The sequence below is a fragment of the Sulfurimonas sp. CVO genome (genome assembly GCF_009883775.1).
Lineage (GTDB): Bacteria > Campylobacterota > Campylobacteria > Campylobacterales > Sulfurimonadaceae > Sulfurimonas > Sulfurimonas xiamenensis.
This window is the reverse complement of record NZ_CP033720.1, coordinates 1,637,454-1,662,311: the sequence shown is the minus strand read 5'-3', so window position 1 is coordinate 1,662,311 and position 24,858 is coordinate 1,637,454. Positions and strand designations below refer to the sequence as shown.

Sequence of the window (24,858 nt, the reverse complement as noted above, 5' to 3'; positions counted from 1 at the left end):
GTTGATGTTAAATAATGTAAACAAATTTACGATAAAATAGAGAAAATTCAAGCCAAAGGAGTTTGAGATGCATACGATAAAATTAGAAATGGGTGATACAGTTTATTCTCATATTATGTTTTTATTGAAAAACCTTAACTCAAAAGAGTTGAAAATTATAGAAGAGCCTGAAGTCAAATCCAAAAAATCAGTTTCTGCTGATGAGCTAGAGACGAAAATGTTTTCTAATCATACAGTAAATACGATAGAGGACTGGAAGGATTCTACAGAGGATGAGATATGGAAATAGCTCAAGGGGATATAGTCTTATGTGAGTTTTATTTTAGTGACTTGCAAGCATCAAAAAAGAGACCCGTGCTCATTTTAAAAGATAATCTTCCTTTTAATGACTTTGTGGCTATTCCAATAAGCAGTAAAGTCGAAAAACTACACGATGATGAGGTTATCATAGATGATTTTGATTTTGAAAATGGCAATATACCTAAAAAATCAAAAGTGATGATTCGCAAGACTTTTGTGGTGTCAAAAAGTGTGGTGTTAAAAAAATATGGAGTCCTTAGTAAAAAGAGTTTTGAAAAATTTCATCAAAGTTTTTGTATGTACTTTAAATGCTCCAAACTATAATAAGCGTTGAAGAATCTCCCCCGTCCCTCATTCTGAACAAAGTCCGTCATTCTGACATGCAAGTCCGTCATTCTGAACAAAGTGAAGAATCTAGTTCAAAACACAGAGACCCTTCGCTTCGCTCAGGGTGACGGGAGGGTTCGTGATTCTGAACAAAGTGAAGAATCTAGTTCGAAGGTTGGAATCTCCTCTATAAAGTAGACAACATTTTGATACAATAATACAAAAAACAAAAAACAGGAGTGTCAAAAATGTCCATAATCAAAATTACAGATGAAGAGGCGCTCTCTTACCATCAGTATCCTCGTCCGGGGAAGATCTCAGTAGAGACCACAAAACCAGTCGATACATTGAAAGATTTGAGCATGGCATATACGCCCGGAGTGGCAGTGCCGTGTCTGGCGATAGAAAAAAATCCGCAGGATGCGTATCTCTACACTGCCAAGAGCAACCTTGTTGCTGTTATCTCCAACGGTACGGCGGTTTTAGGGCTTGGCAACATAGGCGCTCTTGCTTCTAAGCCTGTTATGGAGGGAAAGGGCGTTTTGTTTAAAAAATTCTCCGGCATTGACTGCTATGACATAGAGATAGATACGCAGAGTATCGATAGATTCTGCTCTGTTGTGAGTGCAATTGCACCTACTTTTGGAGGAATCAATCTCGAAGATATAAAAGCTCCCGAGTGTTTTGAGATAGAGAGACGCCTGACAGAAGAGCTTGATATTCCAGTAATGCATGATGATCAGCACGGTACAGCGGTTATCTCCGCCGCCGCTATATTAAATGCATGCGAGCTTACTCACAAAAAGCTGCAAAATCTTAAAATTGTTGTAGTTGGGGCAGGAGCTGCGGCTATCTCATGCGCACGGTTATACCGTCACATGGGGGCGGAGAAAATTATTATGCTTGATTCCCGCGGTGTGGTGCATAATGGGCGTAGCGATCTCAATGAGTACAAAAGAGAGTTTGCTTCATCCGAGTATCTTACACACTCTCAGGCTTTTGAGTATGCGGATGTGGTGGTAGGGCTCTCCAAGCCCGGGAGCTTTACCATAGAGGATATTATGCGCATGGATAACGACCCGATTATCTTTGCTCTTGCAAACCCAACGCCCGAGATATTTCCAAAGGATATCAAAAAAGCGCGTCCCGATGCCATAGTGGCTACAGGCAGAAGCGATTTTGCAAACCAGGTAAATAATGTTTTAGGCTTTCCTTTTATCTTCCGCGGAGCTTTAGATGTAAGGGCAAAAAAGATAAATATCGAGATGAAAGTAGCAGCTGCAAAGGCTTTGGCAGAGCTTGCCAAGCAGAAAATTCCAGACTATTTAAATGAGCTTTACGATACAAAGTTAAAATTTGGCAGGGAGTACATCATCCCAAAACCTTTTGACAAAAGACTTATAGTTGAGGTCTCAAGCGCGGTAGCTCAAGCGGCGATAGAGAGCGGGTCGTCAATGATGAAAAATTTTAATATGCAGGCCTATAGAGAGGAGCTTAAAAGTAGAATCAACGAGTAGTTGAAACTTTTGGAATCTCTTTGTAAAATTTGGCGAGACCCTTTTTCGCTTTTGTATCGAGTCTGTATGAGATATAGTTAAGATAGCTTAGTATCTCTTTTTCACCGATTCCCGTTCTCTCAGCAGCCTCTTGAAGGATGTAGCGTGGAATCTTTACTCTTCGTTTAAGAAAGTGCTGTTCGATCTTTTTGTAAAGTTTTTTATCTTTGTGGTAGCACAGCAGCGCAAATACAAAAGGGAGATTGTGCTTATTATGCCACATCTTTGCCAGATCGGTATGAGGCTTGTTTTGCAGATAGTACTTTAGCGCTTTATCCCCTATAAGTACTTCGCCTTGCACTTTTAGTATCTTTGCAAGCATGTTTGAAGTCTCCGACTCCACATCGCTTATGTTGTCACTTCCCGGAGCAACCAAAACACTCAAAACCTCTTTTCTTGCGATAATTCCCAGATTTACATATTTTTGGTTTTTTGCTCTAATGCTTGAGATAAAAGCGGCGTCCACTTTTCTAGAGATAAATTTTTTGTTTGTTTTTGCCGGAACGCCTTTGTAGTAGTTCATGCTCATACTCTGCTGAGAGCTTTTGGTAAATCGTTTCATAAAAACATGAAATGGCAAAAGATTTAGATACTCGATTTTTCCAAAAATCATTTATTCCTCCACTCTGTTATAAATCAAATTATACATCTCTTAACTTATAAAAAAGATGAGTTTGCTATAATCTCAGCAGTAAAAAAAGTTTATGGAGCAATCTTTTGGTAAGAGTAGAATTTTTAGGACCGATACAAAAAGAGCCTTTGGATTTGGAGATAACAAATCTCAATGAGCTGGCAAAAATACTGCAAAATGATGCACAGATGCAGGAGTGGCTACAGAATTCTGCCGTCGCTGTAAATGACACGCTTGTAAGCAGCAGAGACATAGAGCTAAAAGATGGTGACAGAGTTGTGCTTCTGCCGCCGGTCTGCGGGGGGTGAGAAGTGTTGTCCCTCTATAACGGCCCTTTGAATGTTGCTGAAATCTTAAAAGAGTGGTATGAGCAGGAAGCAAAAAGCAACTATGGCGCATATATCTCTTTTGTCGGAACCGTCAGAAGTGAAAACAGTATCGACGGCTTGAGCTTTGATATCTATGAGCCGATTCTTCAAAGCTGGTTTGAAGCATGGCAGGCAAAAGCCAAAGAGAGAGGTGCCATTATCAAAATGGCGCATGCGCGCGGCGATGTTATGCTTCATGAATCCTCCTATATATCTGCTGTCTTTTCTCCAAAACGCCGTGTCGCTTTGGATCTTATAGATGAGTTTGTAGAGGATTTTAAAGCATCTGCTCCTATCTGGAAGTATGATTTAAGAGGCGGTGACAGAGTTTATGCGCTTGACCGCTCAACAGCCATAAAGGGTAGCGGGTTATTATCTTAGAATAAAAACTTTTAGGAACAAAGCCCTAAACTGAACTAATAAAATTAAGGATTTTTAAAATGAGTCTGTTGCCTTATGAAATAAGTCAAAAAATGCTTGATATGCTGCATGTAAATGCATCAAGAAACGAAAATGTGCCGCTTAGCTGCTCTTTGGGAAGAGTTTTGGCGGAAGATATCGTAGCAGAGCACAGTGACCCGCAGTTTCCGACTGCTTCTATGGATGGATATGCCGTAATGCATAGTGATTTGGACGGCAGAAGCATAACCATACTTGGAGACAATCCTGCCGGCAGCTATGAACAGCGTACCATCAACAGCGGAGAGTGCATCAAAACCTTTACGGGTTCTAAAATGCCCGGAGGTGCCGATACGCTTATCCAGATAGAAAATGTTACGGTGGAAGATGGGAAGATTATCATAAATGAGAGTGTTCCCAAAGGTTCATCCGTTCGTCCGATAGGAGAGGGATATAGAGCCGGAGATGTGCTTATAAAAAAAGGCACAAAGATAGGTTTTGCGCAGATAGGTGTTATGGCAGCGCTTAATCATGTAATGGTAAAAGTCGCGCTTAAACCTCGTGTCGCAGTTATATCTACAGGAAGCGAGATACTTGATCTTGGTGCAAACAGCAGCAATCCCGCACAAATCAGAAGCTCAAACAACTACACTTTGGCGGCTCTTTTTGAGCAATCAGGCGCAGAAGTTATACAGCTTGGAACAGTAGGCGACGATAGAGACTCTATCATGCATATATTTCAAAATGCACTCAGTTGTGCCGATATAGTAGTGAGCACCGGCGGTGTAAGCGTGGGGGATTATGACTTTGTAAAAGATGTTATTCCGGGTCTTGGAGCCGAGGTTGTCTTTAAAGGTGTGGCAATTAAGCCGGGCAGACATGTTTTAGTGGCAAAAAAAGAGCAGAAGTTTGTTTTGGGGCTCCCCGGATTTGCTTACTCATCAACCGTAACGGGGATTTTATATGCCCTGCCACTTATTGCAAAGATGCTTGGCAGAGAGAGAGCATACAATATTGTTGAAGCGGAGCTGAGCGAAGATTTTAAAAAAAGAAGCTCTTTTACTGAGTTTACTGCCTGCAATGTTGAGATAGTAAAGGGCAGATACTTTGTAAATTTTAAAGATAAAAAAGTTGGAAGCTCGGCAATACTTACAAATATGCTAGATTCAAGCGCACTGATGATTACAGGCGAAGAAGATGGCAACCTTCTAAAAGAGACGCGCGTTAATGTGATTTTGCTGGAAAACTTTTAAAACAATAAATAATCTGCTACATTTATGGCAAGCTTTTCTAAAGAAACTTCGTTTTGCGCCATAGCGGCCAGCGAAAACTATATGGGCTTTTGCTTATATAGTGATTAAAATAGTGTAGGCATAAGCGCTTTTAGCTTGTAGCTTCTTCTGTGGATATCGCAGTAGCCATGTTTTTTGATTAGCTCTATATGTCTGGCAGTTCCATACCCTTTATGTTTTTCAAACTCATAAAGCGGGTATCTTTTTGCATCTTTTATGATATTTCTGTCATGCGTCACTTTTGCCAAAATCGAAGCCGCACTCACCTCCGGCACTTTTCCATCCGCTTTTACCATGGTTTGAAGCCCGTTTACTCCAAAAGTGGAGTTTCCGTCAAAAAGGTACTCGCTGCATTTTAGAGTATTTATAATCTCCAAAAGAGCTTTTTTCATGCAGGATGAGATGCCGTGATCATCAATCTCTTTGGAAGAAAACTGCACTATATGGTATGCAGAGTTTTTGATTATCGTCTCATACAGAATTTCTCTTTTTTTCTCATTCAGTTTTTTTGAATCACACAACTCCTCAATCGGAGAGTGCAAAATACATCCTGCTATCACCAAATCACCCGCAATCGGTCCACGGCCCGCTTCATCTATGCCGCATAACATATAACAATCCTTTATTTTATTTATAATCTTAATCTCCTAACGCCCAAATATCAAAGGGAACCATCTCAATGCGTGAAAACGGATGGTTTACACTCCCTTCTTTGCTCATAGTGACAGCGGTTATCTTTTTAACTTGGTATCTAATGATAAATGCTTCTATGGCTTCTATCTTTTTAAAAAGTGCTCTCTCATCTGCAAAAGGCGTTGCTAAAATTACCTCGCTGTTTTGCGGAAGGTAAAAATCAATGCCGTCGTCATAAAAGGATTCTCTGTTTGATTTTAAAATCTCTAAATATATCATATTTTCAAAGATTCTGCCAAAATGTTTGTCAATTGTAAGGGCAGATTTGAGTGATATGTCGCAGAGATAAATTTTTGCTATGGCTTTTGGATGGTTTGTTTTTTGAAGCTGATGCAGATACCCTTTTTTACAGAGCATATCAAAAGAGCTGTAGAGTTTGTCTTTGGAAATTTTCCGTGTCTGTTTTAGTCTTTCATATATAGAGTAGGGAGAAATTTTTTGTGTCATTGTTTTTGTGCAAAAAACTAAAATATCAAGCTCTGTTTCGCTTAATGCGCTTTTTAGTACTTTTTGCAGATAGATAATTTTTTCATCACTGTTTATTTTATGCATAAAAGGAAAACCGCCAAGCTGAAAAAAATGGTTGAGCGCGGTTGAGTCGTACTTATGTTCGTAAGCCAAAAACTCTTCATAGTCAAGCGGATAGAGCCGCAGAGTTTTTAAAGAGTTTATTTCATAATGTACTTCGCTGCAAATAATCAACTGCTTTACATTTACAAAGTGCAAAGCAGGTATATAGTTGTCAAAAACAACTGTTTCAATCTTATTGTCGCTGCAAAATTTCGGCATCAGCGCGTTAAAGAGATCTGCTTCTATGCGCAAATCATTGCAATCCACATAAAGATAGCTGCTTTTTTTAAGCCCTAAGAGGTAGTTTTTTACCAGTTTTGTTTTTCCGCTTTGCGTTATGCCGTTTATCTGATAGCTTATATTTTCCAAAAACAGTTTTCTAAAGTGAAATTTATCAACAATTATGTCGGTTTTATATAGCTCTTCTAGTAATATTTCCATATTGTAATTTTACTGTTTCCTTATTAAAAGGAAATAAATTTATGTAAATTCCAACTTTTAGCCCATAATTTCTTGAATATTTGAAGCAGTTTAGGTACAATTCCGCTCCCTTAAATAGTTAGGCAAGACCTGACGAGTTCTTTAGAAGGAAAAACATGGAAAAAATTCGTTTAAAATTGAAAGCTTATGATCATCGTGTACTTGATAGATCTGTAGCATCAATCGTAGAGGCTGTTAAGCGTACAGGAGCTGCTATTCGTGGTCCGATACCTTTACCAACAAAGATTCGTAAATACACTGTATTGAAATCTCCGCATATCAATAAAAGCTCTCGTGAACAGTTCGAAATTCGTACACACGCTAGAGTAATAGATATTGTTTCTGCAACGCCGGAAACTGTAGATTCATTAATGAAACTAGATCTTGCACCTGAAGTGGACGTTGAAGTTCGCTCTATGGATAACTAGGAGGTCATGATGGAATATATTGTTGAGAAAATCGGTATGAGCCGTACTATCACAGTACCTAGTAAGCCTGTTACTCTTTTAAGAGTGTTGGATGCTAAAGTATGTGAAGTTAATGAAAATGGCGCAATTGTAGCTTACAATAGCGGTAAAAAAATGAATAAGTCAATTGAAGGTCAGCAAAAAAAATACAGCCTTTCATCTGAGTTTAACCGTTTTGTTACTTTAGAGGTAGCAAATACTGAAGCTGGTGATTTAGATTTAACTCCTTTGGCAGAAGCTAAAGTTTTAAAATCTTCTTTTACTACTAAAGGTCGCGGTTTTTCTGGTGCGATGAAGCGTTGGAACTTTTCTGGTGGTCCTGCATCTCACGGTCATAGATTTGGTCGTAGAACAGGTTCTATCGGTAATGCAGAGTGGCCAGGTCGTGTAATGAAAGGGCGTAAAATGCCTGGACAATACGGAAATACACAAAATAGTGTTAAGAATGAGATAGTTTCTTATGATGCTGAAAACAAAATCATTGCGGTTTTAGGTTCAGTTTCTGGAGCTAACGGTTCTTTAGGTCGTGTAAAGGTAGCTAAATAATGAGCGCAATAGTTCTAAATGAAAAAATGGAAAAAGCTTCTGAGTTAGCTTTACCGGAGAGTTTTTCCGGGATTAATCCTCATAACTTATACCTGTATGTAAAGTCTGCACAGGCAGCTCAAAGAGCTAACAGTGCAACAGCGCTTACTCGTGCACAAGTTAGAGGCGGTGGTAAGAAGCCATGGGCTCAAAAAGGCGGCGGTCGTGCTCGTGCCGGCTCTCGTCGTTCACCTGTATTTGTTGGCGGTGGTAAAGCATTTGGTCCTAGCAACAACCGTAACTATGACCTTAAAGTGAATAAAAAGCAGAAAAAACTTGCTCTTAACTTCGCTTTAGCAGAACACGCACAAAATGGTAGTCTATTCATCGTAGACAGCATTGAGATAGCATCTGGTAAAACAAAAGATGCTGCAGCAATGTTTAAAGCGTTAAACCAAAGAGATACTCTTTTTGTAAAAACGATTTTAGATGAAAAAACTTATTTGGCATTTGAAAATATCTCAAGCACATATGTGATTGAAGAGAATGAATTAAATGCTTATTTAGCTGCAAATTATCGTTCAGTAGTGATCGAGAAAGCGGTATGGGAAAATCTTGTAGGTGAGGCTAAATAATGGCAGATATTACAGATATTAAATCTATACTATATACAGAGAAGACTCTTGGCATGCAAGAAGAGGGGATAGTTGTTGTTCAAACTTCTCCTCGTATGACTAAGACAGGTCTTAAAGAGGTTTTTCGTGAGTACTTTGGAGTAATTCCTTCAAGAGTCAACTCACTTAATCAAAGCGGAAAAACAAAAAGATTCCGTGGTGTACAAGGTAAACAAAACGACTTTAAAAAGTTTTATGTGAAGTTACCTGAGGGTGCACAAATAGAAAGTTTGGCGGTTTAACATGGCAATTAAAACTTATAGACCGATAACTCCGTCTCGTCGTTTTTATACGAATGTTGAAAATAGTGATATCACTGCTAAGGCTAGTGTTCGTTCATTGCTTGTAAAACTTCCTGCTCATGCTGGTCGTAACAACAACGGACGCATTACATCTCGCCATAAAGAAGCTGGTGCAAAAAAACTTTACCGTATCATCGATTTTAAAAGAAATAAATTCGGTATTCCTGGTACAGTAACTACAGTTGAGTATGATCCATACCGTAACTGTCGTATTGCGCTTGTTACTTATGCAGATGGTGATAAAAGATATATCCTTTTACCAAAAGGTTTAAATGTAGGCGATAATGTAATGTCTGCAGAGTCTGGACTGGATGTAAAACCTGGTAATGCAATGAAACTTATGAATATACCTGTCGGTACGGTAGTTCATAATATTGAGCTAAAAGTAGGTAAGGGTGGACAGATGGTTCGTTCTGCTGGAACTTCAGCTCAAATTATGGGTCGTGACGGCAAGTATGTTTCACTTCGTATGCCTTCTTCTGAGATGCGTTTAGTGCTTGGTGAGTGTATGGCTACTGTGGGAACTGTTGGAAATGAAGAGTATATCAACATTGTAATAGCAAAAGCAGGTCGTTCTCGCCATATGGGTATTCGTCCTCAAACTCGTGGTTCTGCTATGAACCCAATCGATCACCCGCATGGTGGTGGTGAAGGTAAAACGAATTCAGGTCGTCATCCAGTTACTCCATGGGGTAAACCAACGAAGGGTTCAAAAACTCGTCGTAAAAAAGCAAGTGATAAACTTATTATTACTCGCCGTAAATCTAATCCGAAGAGGTAGTTAAATGGCAAGAAGTGTAAAAAAAGGTCCATTTGTTGATGATCATTTAATGAAAAAAGTGGCTGCAGCCAAATCTGAAGGAAATAAAAAACCTATCAAAACATGGTCTCGCAGAAGTATGGTTCTGCCTGATATGGTTGGCTTAACTCTTAATGTTCATAATGGGCGTCAATTTGTTCCGGTATTTGTAACAGAAAACCATATTGGTTATAAACTAGGTGAATTCGCACCAACTCGTACATTCAAGGGCCATAAGGGCTCTGTACAGAAGAAAGGTTAATCATGGCTAGAGCATTATTAAAATTTATCCGTGTTTCACCGATTAAATCTCGTCTTATTGCAAGAGAGATTCAAGGTATGAACGCTGAAGAAGCATTGGCAGCTTTAGAGTTTACACCAAACAAAGCAGCAAAAATTATCTACAAAGTACTTGCGTCAGCAGTTGCAAACAGTGGTAATGAAGCTAGTGATTGTACAGTAACATCATGTCGTGTTGATAATGGTCCGGTACTAAAGAGATTTCGTCCGAGAACTCGTGGTATGGCATCAGGCATCAGAAAACCGACAGCGCATATATTAGTAGAAGTAGAGGGTAAATAATATGGGTCAAAAAGTTAATCCTATTGGTTTACGTCTTGGTATCAACCGTAACTGGGAGAGCCGTTGGTTTCCTAACTTTAAAACTGCACCAGCAGCTTTAGGTGAAGATCACAAAATTCGTACATATTTGAAAAAAGAGCTTTACTATGCTGGTGTTTCTAACATTATCATAGAGAGAACTGTTAAGAGACTTCGTGTAACTATCGTTGCTGCTCGTCCTGGTATTATTATCGGGAAAAAGGGTGCAGATATTGAGAAGTTAAAAACAACTCTTCAAGATCTTGTTGGTAAACCTATTTCGGTTAACATCAAAGAAGAGAAGAAAGCTCAAATTTCTGCTCAGTTAGTTGCTGAAAATGTAGCTACTCAACTAGAGCGCCGTGTTGCATTTAGAAGAGCTATGAAAAAAGTTATGCAAAATGCACAAAGAGGCGGAGCTAAAGGTATTAAGATATCTGTAAGCGGTCGTCTTGGCGGAGCTGAAATGGCTCGTACAGAGTGGTATTTAGAGGGACGCGTTCCACTTCATACACTTCGTGCAAAGATAGACTACGGTTTTGCTGAAGCACATACTACATACGGTTGTATCGGTGTTAAAGTATGGATATTCAAAGGTGAAGTACTTACTAAAGGTATCCCGGCTGAAGTAAAAGAAGAGAAACAAGAGCGTGCTCGTAAGCGTGCTCCAAAACGCGAAAATAGCGGAAAGGCGGAATAATCATGTTGATGCCTAAGAGAACTAAATATCGTAAAGTAATGAAGGGCCGTAACCGTGGTTACGCTCGTTCGGGTTATACATTGGCATTTGGCGATATAGCTATAAAAGCTGTAGAAGCAGGTCGTATTAACTCTCGTCAAATTGAGTCAGCTCGTATTTCAGCTACTCGTCATATTAAAAGAAATGGTAAGATCTGGATTCGTGTATTCCCTGCTAAGCCACTGACTGCTAAGCCTCTTGAAACTCGTATGGGTAAAGGTAAAGGTTCAGTTGATCAATGGGTTATGAATATTAAGCCGGGTCGTATCATTTTTGAAATGGCTGGTGTTCCAGAAGAGCTTGCTCGTGAAGCATTAACTCTTGCTATGCATAAATTGCCTTTCAAAACAAAAATAATTACTGCGGAGATGAGCAATGAAATATTCTGATTTAGCAGATAAAAGCACAGCAGAACTTCAAGCAATGCTTAAAGAGAAAAAAACTGAGCTTTTTACTTTAAAAATAAAAAAACAGATGATGCAACTACAAAACACTAGCGAACTTCGTATCGCTAAAAAAGATGTTGCTAGAATCAACACTGCACTTAGTGCAGCGAAATAGGGGCCGGCAATGACACATAAGCGTGAAATTCAAGGTAATGTAGTTAAAATTGCAGGTGACAAAACAGCGACAATCGTTGTTGAGCGCCGTGTAATGCACCCTCGTTACCACAAAGTTGTGAAGCGTTTCAAAAAGTACTTGGTACATGATGAGCGCAATGAGTTAAAAGTTGGTGATGAGATTGTTGCAATCGAGTGTCGCCCGCTTTCTAAGACTAAATCTTTTAGACTTAAAACAGTAGTATCAGGAGCAGAGTAATGATTCAAGCTTTTACTCGTCTAAATGTAGCTGATAATACAGGTGCAAAAGAGGTTATGTGTATTAAGGTACTTGGCGGTTCCAAGCGTCGTTATGCAAAAGTAGGCGATGTTATCATTGCTTCTGTAAAAAAAGCGACTCCTACTGCTAAAGTTAAAAAAGGTAAAGTTGTAAAAGCTGTTGTTGTTAGAACTGCTAAAGAGATTCACCGTGAAAACGGCTCTTTAATCCGTTTTGATGATAATGCAGCTGTTATACTTGATGACAAGAGAGAACCAATCGGTACTCGTATTTTCGGACCGATTGCTCGTGAAGTTCGTTATGGCGGCTTTATGAAGATCGTATCTCTTGCACCGGAGGTTGTTTAATGGCAAAGTTTAAATTCAAAAAAGGCGATACTGTAGAGATTATCGCCGGTGATGACCGCGGAACTAAAGCTACTGTACTTGAAGTATTACCAAAGAAAAACAAGGTAATAGTTGAGGGTTGTAAAGTTGCTAAAAAAGCTGTCAAACCAACAGAAGAGAACACTAAAGGCGGACATATCAATAAAGAAATGCCGATAGATGTTTCAAATGTTCGTAAAGTGGAGGCATAAGTAAATGACTCGTATGAAAGAAAAATATTTAGGTTTAAAATCTGAACTTCAAGCTGACCTTGGGATAAAAAATCCAATGCAGACTCCTGCATTAGAGAAAATCGTTATCTCTGTAGGTGCAGGTTTTGCAATGAAAGATAATAAACTTATTCAAAACATTGAAGATACTATTACTGCAATTGCAGGGCAAAAAGCAAGTACTGTAATAGCTAAGAAATCTGTTGCCGGATTTAAAGTTCGTGAAGGTATGCCTGTAGGTGTTCGTGTAACACTTCGCGGTGAAAAAATGTATGGATTTCTTGATCGTCTTGTTTCTATAGCTCTTCCGCGTGTAAAAGACTTCCGTGGAGTTCCAAGAAACGGTTTTGATGGTCGTGGTAATTACAACTTTGGTTTGCAAGAACAATTGATTTTCCCGGAAATTAGTTATGATTCTATTATGCAAATCCATGGTATGAACATCACAGTTGTTACAACAGCTGAATCAGACAAGGCAGGATTTGCTCTTTTAGAGAAATTGGGTATGCCTTTTACTAAAGGGAGCAACTAATGGCTAAGAAATCGATGATTGCTAAAGCAGCAAGAGAGCCAAAGTTTAAAGTTCGTGGTTATACAAGATGTCAGATTTGTGGTCGTCCACACTCTGTACTTCGTGACTTCGGTATCTGTCGTGTATGTTTTAGAAAAATGGCAAATGAGGGATTAATCCCAGGCGTTAGAAAGTCAAGCTGGTAAGCAAAAGCTTATCTTTGAAACTTCTAATGATTAGCAAAGGAAAATAAATGATAAATGATTTAGTATCGGATGCGTTAACTCGTATTCGTAATGCTGGTATGAGAAGATTGGATGTTACTACGCTTGTTCACTCTAAGAGTGTTGAAGCGTTAGCAAACATTTTAGTTGAAAAAGGTTATATTGAGAGTTGTAATGTTGTTGAAGACGGCGTTAAAAAAACTATTAATGTTGTACTAAAGTATGATGAAAATGGTAAAACTGTTATCAATGAAATGAAAAGAGTATCTAAACCTGGCCGTCGTGTATACAAAGGCAAAGAAGATATTAAACGATTCAAAAATGGTTACGGAACTATTATTGTTAGTACATCACACGGCGTTTTACCAAACGATAAAGCTTACGAGCTTGGTATCGGCGGTGAAGTAATGTGTACGGTTTGGTAGGGAGATAGCATGTCAAGAATTGGTAAATTACCTGTAGAATTTGCATCAGATATTACTGTAAATGCAAATGGAAATGTTATAACTTTTGCTAAAGGCAAAAATAGTGTTGATTTAGATACAAAAGGAAATGTTGCTTTCAATATCGACGGCAATGTATTGACTTTTGCTACTCTTTCAGATTCTCGTGAGCATAGAGCTTTCTGGGGAACATATCGTGCATTGGCTCAAAACATCGTTACTGGTTTAACAACTGGCTATACAAAACAGTTAGAGATCAATGGTGTTGGTTACCGTGCTGCAGTAAACGGCAGAGTGCTTAACCTACAACTTGGATTTTCTCACGATATCAACTATGAGTTGCCAGATAGTATCGAAGCAAGCGTTGAAAAGAATGTTATTACTTTAAAGAGCCATGACAAGCAAGCGCTTGGTCAAGTTGCTGCAGAAGTAAGAGGATTCCGTCCACCAGAGCCGTATAAAGGCAAAGGTGTTAAATATGTTGAAGAGCATATCGTGCGTAAAGCCGGTAAAACTTCTAAGAAATAAGGGAGGAGTATAGATGAAAGCAAAAGTACTAAAAAGCAAAATTGCTAATCGCTTAAAAAGAAAGCGTCGTATTCGTGCAAAAATATCTGGTTGTGCTTCACTTCCTCGTGTTTCTGTGTTTCGTTCAAATCGTTATTTGAGTGTTCAAGCTATTGATGATGCAACAGCAACAACATTGGCTGCTCTTAACTCAAAAGCAATAGGTCAAAAAGCAAACAAAGATGGTGCAGCTGCACTTGGTGCGGCATTTGCTGCTACGCTAAAAACAGCTAACATCACTTCGATTGTATTTGATCGTAATGGTTACCAATACCACGGTGTTATAGCTGCATTTGGTGACGCACTTCGTGCAAACGAAATTAAGTTCTAGGGGTTAAAATGGAAATCAATAGAGAAGATTTTGAAGAATCAATTGTAAATATAGGTCGTGTTACAAAAGTTGTAAAAGGTGGGCGTCGTTTTCGTTTTACAGCACTTGTAGTTGTTGGTGATAAAAAAGGTACTATCGGTTTTGGTGCTGGAAAAGCGAAAGAAGTTCCAGATGCTATCAAAAAAGCTGTAGATAATGCGTTTAAAAACCTAAGTAAAGTAAGTATCAAAGGTACTACAATTGCACATGACATTGAACATAAGTACAATGCAAGTCGTGTTCTTTTAAAGCCGGCATCAGAAGGTACAGGGGTAATCGCGGGTGGTGCTACTCGTCCTGTTCTTGAGCTTGCAGGTATTCAAGACATACTTACAAAGTCAATAGGTTCAAACAATCCAAATACACTAGTGCGCGCAACAGTTGAAGCACTAGGTCGTTTAAAAGGATAGATGATGGGTATTGAAAATTTAACGCCGGCAGAGGGTTCTGTAAAGAATCGTAAAAGAGTCGGTCGCGGACAAGGTTCGGGAACAGGTAAAACTGCTGCTCGCGGATCTAAAGGTCAAAAAGCTCGTACTGGTTACAAGAGAAAAAGAAACTTTGAGGGTGGACAGCAGCCACTTGCAAGAAGACTTCCAAAAATCGGATTTACTTCTCGTGTAATCAAGCCGTATGTAATCAATGTAGAGAAAATAAAAGCAGTTGCTGAACTTTCTGAAATTACTATGGAGAGTATCCGTAGTGTTCATAAAATAGCTGCTTGTGTTACTAAAGTTAAGTTGGTTGGTGCATCTGCAAAAGATTTAGCATCAAAAATTAAAGACGACAGCGTTACTACTACAGGTAAATAGTCGTGAATAAAAATCTAGTAAATAAGATACTTATTACTATCGGGTTTTTATTTATTTATCGCCTACTGGCATATGTGCCAGTTCCAGGCGTAGATGCTTCTGTTATCGCTTCATTCTTCGACTCACATCAATCAGATGCCCTTGGACTTTTTAATATGTTTAGCGGTAATGCTGTTGAGAGAATGTCAATCATAGCTCTTGGAATTATGCCTTATATTACTGCTTCTATTATTATGGAGCTTTTAGCAGCTACATTTGCCCCTCTTGGACAGATGAAAAAAGAGCGTGACGGAATGGTTAAGTATATGCAAATTATCCGCTATGCGACAATTGTAATTACAATCATTCAAGCAATAGGTATCAGTGTCGGACTTCAGAGTCTTACAGGACCAAATGGTAACAGTGCAATATTGGTTGATCATAACACATTTATAATGCTTTCTGCTGTTTCTATGGTAGCAGGTACCATGCTTCTTATGTGGATAGGTGAGCAGATCACACAAAACGGTATCGGCAATGGTATCTCTTTGATTATCTTTGCGGGAATCGTATCAGCTATCCCAAGTGCAATCGGTCAAACGATTACAATGGTAAATACAGGTGCAATGAGCTTTTTAACTGTACTTGCAATTCTTGCTTTGATACTTGGAACTGTCGGTGTAATTATTTATGTTGAACTTGGCGAGCGCCGTGTACCTGTTACATACGCTAAAAAAGTTATAATGCAAAACCAAAACAAAAGAGTTATGAACTATATCCCTATCAAAGTAAATTTATCGGGCGTTATTCCGGTTATCTTTGCGAGTGCGATACTTATGTTTCCTATGACTGTTTTATCAAGCAGTACAAACCCTACTGTTATGGCAATTGCAGATCATCTAAACCCGAATAGTTATTTCTTTAACTTTTTGACATTTGTTTTTGTTGTTTTCTTTGCATTTTTCTATGCATCGATTACTTTTAACTCAAAAGATATTGCAGAAAATCTGAAAAAACAGGGTGGATTTATTCCTGGTATTCGTACCGGTAATGCAACTAGTGAATTTTTAAATACAACAGCAAGTAATCTTACTTTTACAGGTGCACTCTATCTTGGTTTAGTTGCAACGCTGCCGTTTATGATTATAAAAGGGATGGGTGTTCCATTTTTCTTTGGCGGTACTGCGGTGTTGATTGTTGTTCAAGTCGCGCTTGATACAATGAGAAAAATCGAGGCTCAGGTTTACATGAGTAAATATGAGACACTAAGTGCAGTTGGTCTATAAATAATGTCAATTGCGCTTAGAAAACCTGCAGAAATTGAGAAATTAAGAGCTGCCAATAAAATTGTTGGCGGTGCTTTAGAGTTGTTAAGACAAAATACAAAACCTGGAATCTCTTTAAAAGAGCTTGATGCAATGGCAGAGGATTTTATCCGCTCTCACGGCGCAAGACCCTCTTTTAAAGGGCTTTACGGCTTCCCAAATGCAGTTTGTACTTCACTTAATCAAGTTATTATTCACGGTATTCCTACTGATTACAAACTTCAAGAGGGTGATATTATCGGTTATGATATTGGAACAGAACTTGAGGGATGGTACGGAGATGCAGCAATAACTGCGCCGGTAGGTAAAATAAGCGCAAAAGATGAAGCGCTTATTGCATGTGCTAAAGATTCTCTTTATGAAGCGATAGAATCTATAAAAGAGGGTATGAGATTTAAAGAACTCTCAGCTGTTTTAGAAAATGCTATCCGATCAAGAGGCTTTATCCCGCTTCACAGTTTTTGTGGACACGGTATCGGTAGAAAACCTCATGAAGAGCCTGAAATACCAAACTATCTTGAAGGGAAAAACGCAAAAGCGGGACCTAAGATTAAAAATGGAATGGTTTTTTGTTTGGAACCGATGATTTGTCAAAAGGATTCAAAACCGCTTATTTTAGAAAATAAGTGGGATGTTGTTAGTGCCGATGGTTTAAACGGTTCACACTATGAGCATACTGTTGCAGTTATCAATGGTAAAGCTGAAATTTTATCTCTGGCTTGAGAAAAAAAGGATTAAAATGGCTAAATCAGATGTTATCGAAGTTGATGGCAAGATTATAGAGGCTTTGCCAAATGCAACATTTCGTGTTGAGTTAGAAAACGGACATATTATTTTATGTCATATTGCAGGTAAAATGCGTATGCACTATATTAAAATACTTCCGGGTGACAAAGTAAAACTTGAATTAACTCCATACTCACTTGATAAAGGTCGTATCACTTACAGATACAAATAAAAAGAGGTTTTAAATCCTCTTTTTATATTAAAATATTTGTGTATTTCTAAATTCTGATATCTCAGTTTCAACCATCTCGTTGATCATGATTTTAAAAAGATCAGAAATCATATTTGGAGATACATTTTCTTGAATTGCTAAATTACGAACTCTTTGCAGAATAAAATCTATTCTATCATCAGCCTTAACCTCTTCAATACTGTTTTTAAACAATACAGCTTGACGCACAAGATGACTTCTTTGAGATATAAGTTTAACAATTAACTCATCTATCTTGTCAATTTCTTCTCTGACCTCTTCTAATGAATTACATTTTTTTACACTCGACATATAATTTCTCCATTTGGTATAAGAAATATTATCCTAAAAGAGATAATAATTGAGCTTTAAAATATATCTCTATATTGCTATATTAGCTCTTTAGGTATATCCCGCTCTCTTTAATCTCAATAGCTCCGCTCTCTTGCAAAGCTGTAAGCGATCTTTTATAAGCTTTTTTGCTTAATCCAAATACATTTTTAATCAACTCCGGATCGCTTTTATAGTTATAAGGCATAATTCCGCCGTTTTGTTTTAAAAGAGAGAGGATTTTTTCGTTTGAGGCATCTTTTTGTTTTGCCCCGCCGGCTTGAAGGCTTAAGTCGATGCAGCCATCTTTTCTAACATTTTTTACAAATGCTTTTCTTTCGCTTCCAATCTCTATCTTTTCAAAGATCTCATTGTGATAAATCAAACCCTCATATTTATCTTCCACAATACATTTAAATCCAAGAGGTGTTTTTGCAATAATAAGTATCTTAACCTCTTTGTTTGGAGCGAGTCCTTTCGGTCTTTTATCAAAAAAGTTACCTAGCTTCTCGGTGCCTACAAGACGATGAGTCTTTTCATCATAAACGACTTTTAAAAATCTTTTGTCACCTATCTTAAATTTCTCTTTTTGAAACATATTTGGGACGAATAGATCTTTGGCAAGCCCCCAGTTTACAAATGCCCCAAAAGGTGCTACATCAACGACTTCAAAAAGAGCATATTCATCAAGCATAGCTTTTGGCTTAAGAGTAGTGGCAATAAGTCTGTCCTCTGAGTCGGTATATAAAAATACCTCCAAAAGAGTATCTTCTTGCATTGCATCAGTTACATATGCTTGAGGCAAAAGCACATCTTTTTCATCAACTGCTTTTAAAAATATACCGTGAGGTGTGTGTCTGTCAACTAGCAGGCAGTTTATGCGCCCGAGTTCTAAATGTTGGTTTTGTTGCAAAATATTTCCTTGTAATTCCGTCTATCTCAATTTTTGAGAATATAATTCGACATTATACCTCTTTTAAAGAGAAGAAGGTAAAGAGAAATTTGCTCTCTTTTTACATTAAAGAGAGCAGAACTGCTAAAAGAACCGGCGGTGTAACGATAAGTCCAAATTTTGTGTATGATAAAAAATCTATTTTTACACCTTTTTTATTGAGCGTATGAAGCCACAGAAGAGTTGCAAGTGAGCCAAAAGGAGTCATTTTTGGTCCAAGGTTACAACCGATAATATTTGCATAAATCATCGCTTCATTAGCGATATCCTTAAGCGCTATATCCATAATCATAATAGTCGGCATATTGTTCATAAGCGCAGAGAGAGCTGCAGCTAAAAATCCTGTTCCGACAATGGCTACAACCTCATTTTGCGCATTGAGGTGCAGCAGTATCTCTGTTAAGTAGTCAGTCAGCCCTTCATTTTTAAGACCATAAACAACAACATACAACCCAAGCGAGAACCATACAACCTGCCATGGTGCATTTTTAATAATATGTTTGGGCTCAACTGTTTTTGTAAAGCCGGCAATTGCCAAAAAGATGATGCCGCCGCCAAGAGCAAATACCGAAACAGGGATGCCGTATGCATCGCCAATAAAATAGCCGCTTAATAAAAGAGCTAAAAAGAGCCAGCTAAAGTTAAATAGTGCTCTGTTTTTTATAACTTCTTCGGGTTTTTTAAGTAGATTTATATCAACATGCTCAGGAATATCTTTTCTTAAAAGCAGCCAAAGAACAAGCATGCTTATTGCGGTACTTACAAAATAGGGCATAATCATATTTGAAAAAAATGCGCCAAAACCGATGTCGAAGTAGTTTGCTGTTACGATATTTGTAAGATTTGAAAATACAAAAGGCAAAGAGGCACTGTCGCTGATAAATCCTCCTGCGAGTAAAAATGCAAGAATTGTTTTTGCATTGAGTCGCAAAATATGCATTTTAGCAAGTAAAATTGGAGTTAAAATTAGCGCTGCTCCGTCATTTGCAAAAACCGCCGAAACTACTGCGCCAAGAAGGATAGAGTAAAAAAACATTCTCTTGCCGCTCCCTTTTGAGAGCTTTGCCATCTTAAGTGCCGCCCACTCAAAAAAACCTATCTCATCCAGGACCATTGAGAGGATAATAATCCCTATAAATGCCAGTGTCGCATCCCATATAATATCAAAAACTGCTACGACATCATTGAAATTAACAACACCCGCAATAAGGGCAACAACGGCTCCGATAACGGCAGTGGTGCCAATTTGGAGTCCACGCGGCTGCCAGATAACAAAGATAAGAGTTATAAGAAAAATGCTAAAAGAGAGCAACATATTAAAACAGCTCGGTTTTTACTACTGGAAGCAGAGCAGTTTTAATAGCGTCAAAAGTTTTAACAAACTCTTCGTACTCTTTTCCATCAGGATCAGCAAAGCCCACATGTACCACTTTTGCTTTATTTGGAAAAAGAGGACAGCTCTCTTTGGCATTGTCACAGACCGTAACGACGAGGTCAAACTCTATATCTAAAACTTCATCAAGAGTTTTTGAGTGATAGCTCTCTCTCCATGCACCGTTTTCTTCTAAGACTCTTTTTGCATTAGGATTTACTTTGTTGGTTGCCTTAACACCGGCGCTATATGCCTCTACATTTTCGATATTTTGATTTATCAATGCTTCTGCAATTATTGAGCGGCAGCTGTTTCCTGTACATAATACCAAAACTTTTTTACTCACTTTTACATCCTTTTTTTAAAATCGGCAATACAATTCCTAAAGAGTTTATCTCTTTTAAAATTGATTGTCTAAACTCATCTAATGGTGTTCTAATGCTGTAGTGGGCCCATCTGCCGCGTCTCTCTACTTTTAAAAAACCTGCGTCTTTTAAGATTTTTAGATGCCTTGATATACGCGACTGGATCATATCAAAAGAGTTTTCTATATCGCAGACACAAACTTCTTTGTATTTATCTATAAAGTGCAAAATTTCAACTCTTGTTTTGTCGTTTACGGCACCTATCGTATTTAAAAAAATATCCATAAAAAGAGCCTCCTTTTTTAGCGAGAAAATTATAGCTAAAAATAATTAATATATCAAGATATGTTGATATATTAATTAAAAACATTTTAAAAATTTTAAAATGCTTCTTATCTGTCGTAGAGATAAAATTTATTGTATCTGATGATTTCGCTTAAGTTTTCTGCATATTTTTCGCCTATTTCAGAGTAGTTGTCCAATTTTTCTATTAATATATATGGATCATCAGTCTGCATCTTTAGCTCTCTAAAATCTTTATATGCGTAAGAGCGGGCAAGTGTTTTGTAGTAATCTCTTATCGAATCTTTAATATCGGAATATTTTTTAAGCCAAATTGTTCTGCTGCCTCTTTGCTGTACTGCTGCAATTCTTGGCTCGTTTTTGTTAAAAGACCAGATGCCGTACAGATTATTTGCTTCTACAAAAAATCTTGATTTTGCCCAGGCGCTCTCCATGGCAGCTTGAGCGATAGAAATGCTTACAGGATGGGGTTTAAGTGCCATAAGCAGCTCTTCATCACTCTCTACTCCATAATACTCTTTTAGCTCTGAAATTTTTTCTTTGTATTCATCATTTTCTAAATTTTGAGCAATCTCTTCATATTGCGTTTGAAGTTCATTATGTACCGAATTTATTGCAGGTATTATCAAGGTGTTAAATTGCTTCTTTTTCTGTTCTACGCTTGCTGCTTTGTTTGCGGATTTTTTCTTCTCTTTCTTGATTTTTTCAGCTTTTTCAATTTGTTTTATTTTTTCAATTTGTTCTATTTTTTCAACTTCTTCAATTTTAGATTGTGAAAAAAAAGTGCTTAAAAAGAAAAGAAGCAGTATTACTAAAAAAATTAAAAGTGTGTTTTCATATAAAAATTTCAAATTAAAAACTCCATATTTAATTTTTTAGCATAGGCTCCCAGCATGGCTCTTTCAAAATCATTGTTGGTTGCATATTGGTAACCAAATGTTTCCTTCCACATTTCATGCTCTTCCATGCAGAGATAGAAAAATACCTCTTTATGCCATGGCGCAAAACTGTTATAAGCATGTTTAAACATCTCTACTTTTATGTCATACGGGTAGGAGCTTTTGCCACTTGCATCCTCAAAAGGCATTTGTGTGATTTTGCTTCTAAACTCTCTGTTTCTTAGCTGCTTAATCACAGGTTTTATAAATGTCAGCGTACCAAAACTAACAAGTGCGACTTCATAAGCCTGAAACTCTTTGAGTAATCGTTTATAGATCTCTTCGTATTCACTTAAATAGTTCTCATATTCAACAATCGGATGAAAATGAAAACCTACTTTCACCCCTTTGTCTGCTACTTTTCTGGCAGCATTGATGCGTTTATCAAGCGAAGCCGTCAAATGCTCCTCGTTTTGTATAATAGTAGGCGTGTTGAGCGACCATGTACAAATGATATTTTTAGGTATGTTGTTTTGTAAAAAATATTTAATATTATCGGATTTAGTTTTAAACTCTAAAATGACATTTGGGTTTTGCCTCGCAAAATCAAAGAGTGCATCTAAGATACCTTCTCTGTTCCCCCATAAAAGAGAATCTGAAGATTGTCCCGTTCCGATATGGTAAGTTCTGTTTTTCTCAAGATTGAGGTTCTTTAGTTTTGTCGCAAAAGAGCTATCAAATGTTATGGTGTTTTGATTGTAAAAAGATTGGATAGAGCAGTATGAGCAGTCAAAACCACAGCTCTCTACTGCATCGAGAGTGAGAAGATTACAGCACCTTGTCTTTTCGCTGGCAACGGGACATAGTCCAAGTCCGAAACCCTCTTTGGATTCGGTTTTAAAGTTGAATTTTTGTTCTTTGGGGATATTTTTAAGTTCAAAATTTTTATATGAGTTTGGACTCTTTTTTATCTGTTCATACTCTTTTATAAGTCTTGAAAAAACAACCTTTTTCTGAGTATGCTGCGGAAAAATCTCTATGATGCTTTTTTCATTCCACATCTCTAAATCTCTTGCTATATCTATTATCTGCTTTATTTGTGAAAATGAAAACTTAAATTCTATAGACTTCTCTTTTATAAACTCTTGCTCATTTATGGGAAGTTTATAAAAAATTGTACCCTTTATAGAGTCATTAAATTTGTCAAGTTGTAAATTCATAGTGGAATTTTATCTAATTTTTTGCAATTTTTATGTTTACAATCGTTCCTCTATTTTTATCACTTCTTATTTGGATAGTATAATTATGGATATCTAAAATCATTTTTACGATAGCAAGACCCAAACCTGTTCCGCCGTCTTTGCGTGAACGAACCTTATCTGCTCTATAAAATCTCTCAAATATAAATGGTAAATCCTCCTCTTGTATGCCATATCCATTATCTTCTATTGTAAGAAGATACTCTTTATCATCTTCACTTAATGAGATATATACATGTGAATCTCTTGGGGAGTATATAACGGCATTTCTAAGAAGATTGTTTATTGCAATCTTTAGAAGTGTTTCATTGGCATATATTGTTGAGGGAATGATTTTTTTTATCTCTACATCTATATTTTTTGTTAAAGCAAATTTTTTTATCTGCATAACGCTATCAGTCACAACTTCATCCAGATATAGTTCACTAAAATTGCTATTGATTTCAGTACTATCTTTTTTAGCAAGAAAAAAGAGCTGTTCTATCATCTTTTGGATACTGATACTCTCTTGAAGGATATCTTTTAAAACCTCTTTATACTCATTTGGCTCTCTATCTTGTTTGAGTGCTACTTCAATCTCACCTCTAATAACCGTTAGAGGGGTTTTAAGCTCATGCGAGGCATTGTTGCTAAAATCTGTAATTTTATTAAATGAGTCCTCAAGATTATGTAAAAGTTTATTAAAAGTTGCAACAAGCTCCTCTATCTCACTTGGAATATTATCTGTATTTACTCTGCTTGATAGGTTGTTTGCAGAGATTGATTTTACAGACTTTATAACATCTTTTACGGGGGATAGAGTTCTATTTATAAGTAAATTTGCAATTATTAAAAATATAATCAAAAGAATAGGTGTTGCTATTATCAACCCAAAAAATAGCTGTTTAAGATATGGAGAGTCTATATCTTTTTGCATTGAGAGCTGTATAAAAACCTTAGTGTCATCTTTTTCAAATATCAACATAGAGCTTGTTCGATAGGCACCTTTGTCAAAATAGTATATACTGCCTAGATGTCCAATTTCATTTAAAGGTATATCAAATAACCAGCCGTGAATTTTAGACGAGAGAGTTTGATGCTCTATTTTTTTATTTTTTTTATCATAGTAGATGATTTTAACAAAAAGAGGTTCTATGGAGAACTCCTCTATAAGCTCTTTGGCAATGCTAGACGCATTTTCATAACCATCTTTTTTAAAATCTGGTATAACATCAATGGAGACCATTTTGAGCTGTGTGTCCGTTGTGTTTAAAACACCTTTTTTTGCCGTGTTGTATATAAAAGCACCGTAGACAAAAAGAACTATTATATTTATGATAAAAAAATAAAAGAGTAGTTTTAGTCTTAAGCTTTTAAACATCTTCATCACTTAACATGTAACCCAAACCGCGAATTGTATGGATAAGTTTTAAGTCGAAATCTTTATCTATCTTGTTTCGCAGTCTATAGATGTAAACATTTATTATGTTGCTCATGCTCTCTTGTGCCATATCGCTAATATTCTCTTTTATAATTGTTTCGCTAAGTAGTTTTTTGCTGTTTCTTGCTAAAAACTCAAGAAGTGCATACTCTTTTGCTGTTAGTTTTATTTTTTTGTTATCGCGAATAACTTCATGCCGGGTTGTATCTATGGTTAAATCGGCAATAGTTATAGCACTTGAGATATTTGACGGGCTTCTTAGTTTAGCTCGTATACGAGCTAGCAGCTCTTCAAAAGAAAACGGCTTAGTTAAGTAGTCGTCTGCACCGCTGTCAAGACCGTCTATCTTGTCCTTTACTCTGTCTCTGGCAGTTAGCATGATAATCGGAGTAGCTATATTTTTGCTTCTTATATTTTTACAAACATCTATTCCGCTTAGACCGTGAATCATCAAGTCAAGTAAAACAACATTATAAGAGTTTGTCTCTATAAGATATATGGCTTCATAACCGTTATCTGTAACATCAACGCTGTAAGACTCCTCTTGAAGCCCCTTTTTTATAAAGGAGGCTATTTTTTCATCATCTTCAACAACCAAAATACGCATGTGATTTC

General features: G+C 37.3%; 41 protein-coding genes. 29 read left to right on the top strand and 12 right to left on the bottom strand.

The window, feature by feature from the left end; translation table 11 throughout:
- Positions 1-67: 67 nt before the first annotated feature.
- From CVO_RS08430 to CVO_RS08420, 3 genes are all read left to right on the top strand, one after another.
- Entirely contained in the window at positions 68-289 is a 222-nt protein-coding gene (locus CVO_RS08430) for a hypothetical protein (protein ID WP_152298637.1), read from the top strand.
- Complete coding sequence (locus CVO_RS08425) at positions 280-624, top strand: type II toxin-antitoxin system PemK/MazF family toxin (RefSeq protein ID WP_152298638.1); 345 nt, start codon at positions 280-282, stop codon at positions 622-624. Before CVO_RS08430 ends, CVO_RS08425 begins: the two co-directional genes overlap by 10 nt.
- A gap of 251 nt (positions 625-875) precedes the next feature.
- The gene (locus tag CVO_RS08420; protein WP_188093937.1) at positions 876-2,144 is read left to right on the top strand and encodes a malic enzyme-like NAD(P)-binding protein; all 1,269 of its coding nucleotides are present in this window, start codon (positions 876-878) and stop codon (positions 2,142-2,144) included.
- Here CVO_RS08420 and CVO_RS08415 read toward each other — a convergent pair.
- Positions 2,134-2,796: an MqnA/MqnD/SBP family protein gene (locus CVO_RS08415; RefSeq protein ID WP_159571562.1), complete on the bottom strand. Its 663-nt coding sequence runs from the start codon at positions 2,794-2,796 to the stop codon at positions 2,134-2,136. The genes CVO_RS08420 and CVO_RS08415 overlap by 11 nt on opposite strands.
- A gap of 104 nt (positions 2,797-2,900) precedes the next feature.
- On the opposite strand from CVO_RS08415, the gene CVO_RS08410 reads away from it, so the two are divergent.
- From CVO_RS08410 to CVO_RS08400, 3 genes are read left to right on the top strand one after another with little or no spacing between them, the layout of a single operon-like run.
- Positions 2,901-3,122 (top strand): MoaD/ThiS family protein, encoded by a 222-nt coding sequence (locus CVO_RS08410; RefSeq protein ID WP_152298641.1) that lies wholly within the window; start codon positions 2,901-2,903, stop codon positions 3,120-3,122.
- Between the two features lie 3 nt (positions 3,123-3,125).
- Positions 3,126-3,563 carry a molybdopterin synthase catalytic subunit gene (locus CVO_RS08405; RefSeq protein WP_159571559.1) on the top strand — a complete coding sequence of 146 codons (438 nt, stop codon included), beginning with the start codon at positions 3,126-3,128 and terminating at the stop codon, positions 3,561-3,563.
- A 59-nt stretch (positions 3,564-3,622) separates the two neighbouring features.
- Positions 3,623-4,834 carry a molybdopterin molybdotransferase MoeA gene (locus tag CVO_RS08400; protein ID WP_152298643.1) on the top strand — a complete coding sequence of 404 codons (1,212 nt, stop codon included), beginning with the start codon at positions 3,623-3,625 and terminating at the stop codon, positions 4,832-4,834.
- Between the two features lie 104 nt (positions 4,835-4,938).
- Here the strand turns inward: CVO_RS08400 and rnhB are convergent, their stop codons facing one another.
- Together rnhB and CVO_RS08390 are read right to left on the bottom strand one after the other, a co-directional pair.
- Complete coding sequence (gene rnhB / locus CVO_RS08395) at positions 4,939-5,484, bottom strand: ribonuclease HII (RefSeq protein WP_152298644.1); 546 nt, start codon at positions 5,482-5,484, stop codon at positions 4,939-4,941.
- Between the two features lie 28 nt (positions 5,485-5,512).
- Positions 5,513-6,577, bottom strand: coding sequence for an ATP-binding protein (locus CVO_RS08390; RefSeq protein ID WP_152298645.1), 1,065 nt, complete (start codon positions 6,575-6,577; stop codon positions 5,513-5,515).
- 155 nt (positions 6,578-6,732) lie between these two features.
- Here CVO_RS08390 and rpsJ point away from each other — a divergent pair, with 155 nt between their 5' ends.
- From rpsJ to infA, 23 genes are read left to right on the top strand one after another with little or no spacing between them, the layout of a single operon-like run.
- On the top strand, positions 6,733-7,044 hold the full coding sequence (rpsJ, locus tag CVO_RS08385; protein WP_152298646.1) for a 30S ribosomal protein S10: 312 nt from the start codon (positions 6,733-6,735) through the stop codon (positions 7,042-7,044).
- Positions 7,045-7,053: 9 nt separating this feature from the next.
- The gene (rplC, locus tag CVO_RS08380) at positions 7,054-7,629 is read left to right on the top strand and encodes a 50S ribosomal protein L3 (protein ID WP_152298647.1); all 576 of its coding nucleotides are present in this window, start codon (positions 7,054-7,056) and stop codon (positions 7,627-7,629) included.
- A complete protein-coding gene (gene rplD / locus CVO_RS08375) occupies positions 7,629-8,243 on the top strand; it encodes a 50S ribosomal protein L4 (protein ID WP_188093733.1) in 615 nt (204 codons plus the stop codon). Before rplC ends, rplD begins: the two co-directional genes overlap by 1 nt.
- A complete protein-coding gene (locus CVO_RS08370) occupies positions 8,243-8,524 on the top strand; it encodes a 50S ribosomal protein L23 (RefSeq protein WP_152298649.1) in 282 nt (93 codons plus the stop codon). The genes rplD and CVO_RS08370 overlap by 1 nt, the downstream gene beginning before the upstream one ends.
- A gap of 1 nt (position 8,525) precedes the next feature.
- Positions 8,526-9,365: a 50S ribosomal protein L2 gene (gene rplB / locus CVO_RS08365; protein WP_152298650.1), complete on the top strand. Its 840-nt coding sequence runs from the start codon at positions 8,526-8,528 to the stop codon at positions 9,363-9,365.
- A 4-nt stretch (positions 9,366-9,369) separates the two neighbouring features.
- Positions 9,370-9,645 carry a 30S ribosomal protein S19 gene (rpsS, locus tag CVO_RS08360; protein WP_152298651.1) on the top strand — a complete coding sequence of 92 codons (276 nt, stop codon included), beginning with the start codon at positions 9,370-9,372 and terminating at the stop codon, positions 9,643-9,645.
- A gap of 2 nt (positions 9,646-9,647) precedes the next feature.
- A complete protein-coding gene (gene rplV / locus CVO_RS08355; RefSeq protein ID WP_159571556.1) occupies positions 9,648-9,965 on the top strand; it encodes a 50S ribosomal protein L22 in 318 nt (105 codons plus the stop codon).
- A gap of 1 nt (position 9,966) precedes the next feature.
- Positions 9,967-10,683, top strand: coding sequence for a 30S ribosomal protein S3 (gene rpsC, locus CVO_RS08350; RefSeq protein WP_152298653.1), 717 nt, complete (start codon positions 9,967-9,969; stop codon positions 10,681-10,683).
- Positions 10,684-10,685: 2 nt separating this feature from the next.
- The gene (rplP, locus tag CVO_RS08345) at positions 10,686-11,111 is read left to right on the top strand and encodes a 50S ribosomal protein L16 (RefSeq protein ID WP_152298654.1); all 426 of its coding nucleotides are present in this window, start codon (positions 10,686-10,688) and stop codon (positions 11,109-11,111) included.
- The gene (rpmC, locus tag CVO_RS08340; protein ID WP_152298655.1) at positions 11,098-11,283 is read left to right on the top strand and encodes a 50S ribosomal protein L29; all 186 of its coding nucleotides are present in this window, start codon (positions 11,098-11,100) and stop codon (positions 11,281-11,283) included. The genes rplP and rpmC overlap by 14 nt, the downstream gene beginning before the upstream one ends.
- A 9-nt stretch (positions 11,284-11,292) precedes the next feature.
- The gene (rpsQ, locus tag CVO_RS08335; RefSeq protein ID WP_152298656.1) at positions 11,293-11,541 is read left to right on the top strand and encodes a 30S ribosomal protein S17; all 249 of its coding nucleotides are present in this window, start codon (positions 11,293-11,295) and stop codon (positions 11,539-11,541) included.
- Positions 11,541-11,909 carry a 50S ribosomal protein L14 gene (gene rplN, locus CVO_RS08330; protein WP_152298657.1) on the top strand — a complete coding sequence of 123 codons (369 nt, stop codon included), beginning with the start codon at positions 11,541-11,543 and terminating at the stop codon, positions 11,907-11,909. The genes rpsQ and rplN overlap by 1 nt, the downstream gene beginning before the upstream one ends.
- The gene (rplX, locus tag CVO_RS08325) at positions 11,909-12,139 is read left to right on the top strand and encodes a 50S ribosomal protein L24 (protein WP_159571553.1); all 231 of its coding nucleotides are present in this window, start codon (positions 11,909-11,911) and stop codon (positions 12,137-12,139) included. The genes rplN and rplX overlap by 1 nt, the downstream gene beginning before the upstream one ends.
- Positions 12,140-12,143: 4 nt before the next feature.
- Positions 12,144-12,689 (top strand): 50S ribosomal protein L5, encoded by a 546-nt coding sequence (gene rplE / locus CVO_RS08320; protein WP_152298659.1) that lies wholly within the window; start codon positions 12,144-12,146, stop codon positions 12,687-12,689.
- On the top strand, positions 12,689-12,874 hold the full coding sequence (locus tag CVO_RS08315; protein ID WP_152298660.1) for a type Z 30S ribosomal protein S14: 186 nt from the start codon (positions 12,689-12,691) through the stop codon (positions 12,872-12,874). The genes rplE and CVO_RS08315 overlap by 1 nt, the downstream gene beginning before the upstream one ends.
- Before the next feature lie 47 nt (positions 12,875-12,921).
- Entirely contained in the window at positions 12,922-13,317 is a 396-nt protein-coding gene (gene rpsH / locus CVO_RS08310; protein ID WP_152298661.1) for a 30S ribosomal protein S8, read from the top strand.
- A 9-nt stretch (positions 13,318-13,326) separates the two neighbouring features.
- Positions 13,327-13,863 (top strand): 50S ribosomal protein L6, encoded by a 537-nt coding sequence (gene rplF, locus CVO_RS08305; RefSeq protein ID WP_152298662.1) that lies wholly within the window; start codon positions 13,327-13,329, stop codon positions 13,861-13,863.
- Positions 13,864-13,876: 13 nt separating this feature from the next.
- Complete coding sequence (gene rplR, locus CVO_RS08300) at positions 13,877-14,233, top strand: 50S ribosomal protein L18 (protein WP_152298663.1); 357 nt, start codon at positions 13,877-13,879, stop codon at positions 14,231-14,233.
- An 8-nt stretch (positions 14,234-14,241) separates the two neighbouring features.
- Positions 14,242-14,682: a 30S ribosomal protein S5 gene (gene rpsE / locus CVO_RS08295; RefSeq protein ID WP_152298664.1), complete on the top strand. Its 441-nt coding sequence runs from the start codon at positions 14,242-14,244 to the stop codon at positions 14,680-14,682.
- Between the two features lie 3 nt (positions 14,683-14,685).
- The gene (gene rplO / locus CVO_RS08290; protein ID WP_152298665.1) at positions 14,686-15,084 is read left to right on the top strand and encodes a 50S ribosomal protein L15; all 399 of its coding nucleotides are present in this window, start codon (positions 14,686-14,688) and stop codon (positions 15,082-15,084) included.
- Positions 15,085-15,086: 2 nt separating this feature from the next.
- Positions 15,087-16,349, top strand: a complete 1,263-nt coding sequence (secY, locus tag CVO_RS08285; RefSeq protein ID WP_152298666.1) for a preprotein translocase subunit SecY — start codon at positions 15,087-15,089, stop codon at positions 16,347-16,349.
- Positions 16,350-16,352: 3 nt separating this feature from the next.
- On the top strand, positions 16,353-17,111 hold the full coding sequence (gene map / locus CVO_RS08280) for a type I methionyl aminopeptidase (RefSeq protein ID WP_152298667.1): 759 nt from the start codon (positions 16,353-16,355) through the stop codon (positions 17,109-17,111).
- A gap of 16 nt (positions 17,112-17,127) precedes the next feature.
- A complete protein-coding gene (infA, locus tag CVO_RS08275; protein ID WP_008338996.1) occupies positions 17,128-17,346 on the top strand; it encodes a translation initiation factor IF-1 in 219 nt (72 codons plus the stop codon).
- Between the two features lie 27 nt (positions 17,347-17,373).
- Here the strand turns inward: infA and CVO_RS08270 are convergent, their stop codons facing one another.
- From CVO_RS08270 to CVO_RS08230, 9 genes are all read right to left on the bottom strand, one after another.
- Positions 17,374-17,676: a chorismate mutase gene (locus CVO_RS08270; RefSeq protein ID WP_152298668.1), complete on the bottom strand. Its 303-nt coding sequence runs from the start codon at positions 17,674-17,676 to the stop codon at positions 17,374-17,376.
- An 82-nt stretch (positions 17,677-17,758) separates the two neighbouring features.
- Positions 17,759-18,607: a CvfB family protein gene (locus tag CVO_RS08265; RefSeq protein WP_152298669.1), complete on the bottom strand. Its 849-nt coding sequence runs from the start codon at positions 18,605-18,607 to the stop codon at positions 17,759-17,761.
- 100 nt (positions 18,608-18,707) lie between these two features.
- Positions 18,708-19,961, bottom strand: coding sequence for an arsenic transporter (locus CVO_RS08260; protein ID WP_159571550.1), 1,254 nt, complete (start codon positions 19,959-19,961; stop codon positions 18,708-18,710).
- Position 19,962: 1 nt separating this feature from the next.
- Complete coding sequence (locus tag CVO_RS08255) at positions 19,963-20,364, bottom strand: arsenate reductase ArsC (protein WP_159571547.1); 402 nt, start codon at positions 20,362-20,364, stop codon at positions 19,963-19,965.
- Positions 20,357-20,668: an ArsR/SmtB family transcription factor gene (locus CVO_RS08250; protein WP_159571544.1), complete on the bottom strand. Its 312-nt coding sequence runs from the start codon at positions 20,666-20,668 to the stop codon at positions 20,357-20,359. The genes CVO_RS08255 and CVO_RS08250 overlap by 8 nt, the downstream gene beginning before the upstream one ends.
- 107 nt (positions 20,669-20,775) lie before the next feature.
- Positions 20,776-21,537, bottom strand: coding sequence for a glucosaminidase domain-containing protein (locus tag CVO_RS08245; protein WP_159571541.1), 762 nt, complete (start codon positions 21,535-21,537; stop codon positions 20,776-20,778).
- Entirely contained in the window at positions 21,534-22,784 is a 1,251-nt protein-coding gene (locus CVO_RS08240) for an SPL family radical SAM protein (protein WP_159571538.1), read from the bottom strand. Before CVO_RS08240 ends, CVO_RS08245 begins: the two co-directional genes overlap by 4 nt.
- Before the next feature lie 13 nt (positions 22,785-22,797).
- The gene (locus tag CVO_RS08235; RefSeq protein ID WP_159571535.1) at positions 22,798-24,183 is read right to left on the bottom strand and encodes a HAMP domain-containing sensor histidine kinase; all 1,386 of its coding nucleotides are present in this window, start codon (positions 24,181-24,183) and stop codon (positions 22,798-22,800) included.
- Positions 24,176-24,850, bottom strand: coding sequence for a response regulator (locus tag CVO_RS08230; protein ID WP_159571532.1), 675 nt, complete (start codon positions 24,848-24,850; stop codon positions 24,176-24,178). The genes CVO_RS08235 and CVO_RS08230 overlap by 8 nt, the downstream gene beginning before the upstream one ends.
- Positions 24,851-24,858 lie beyond the last annotated feature (8 nt).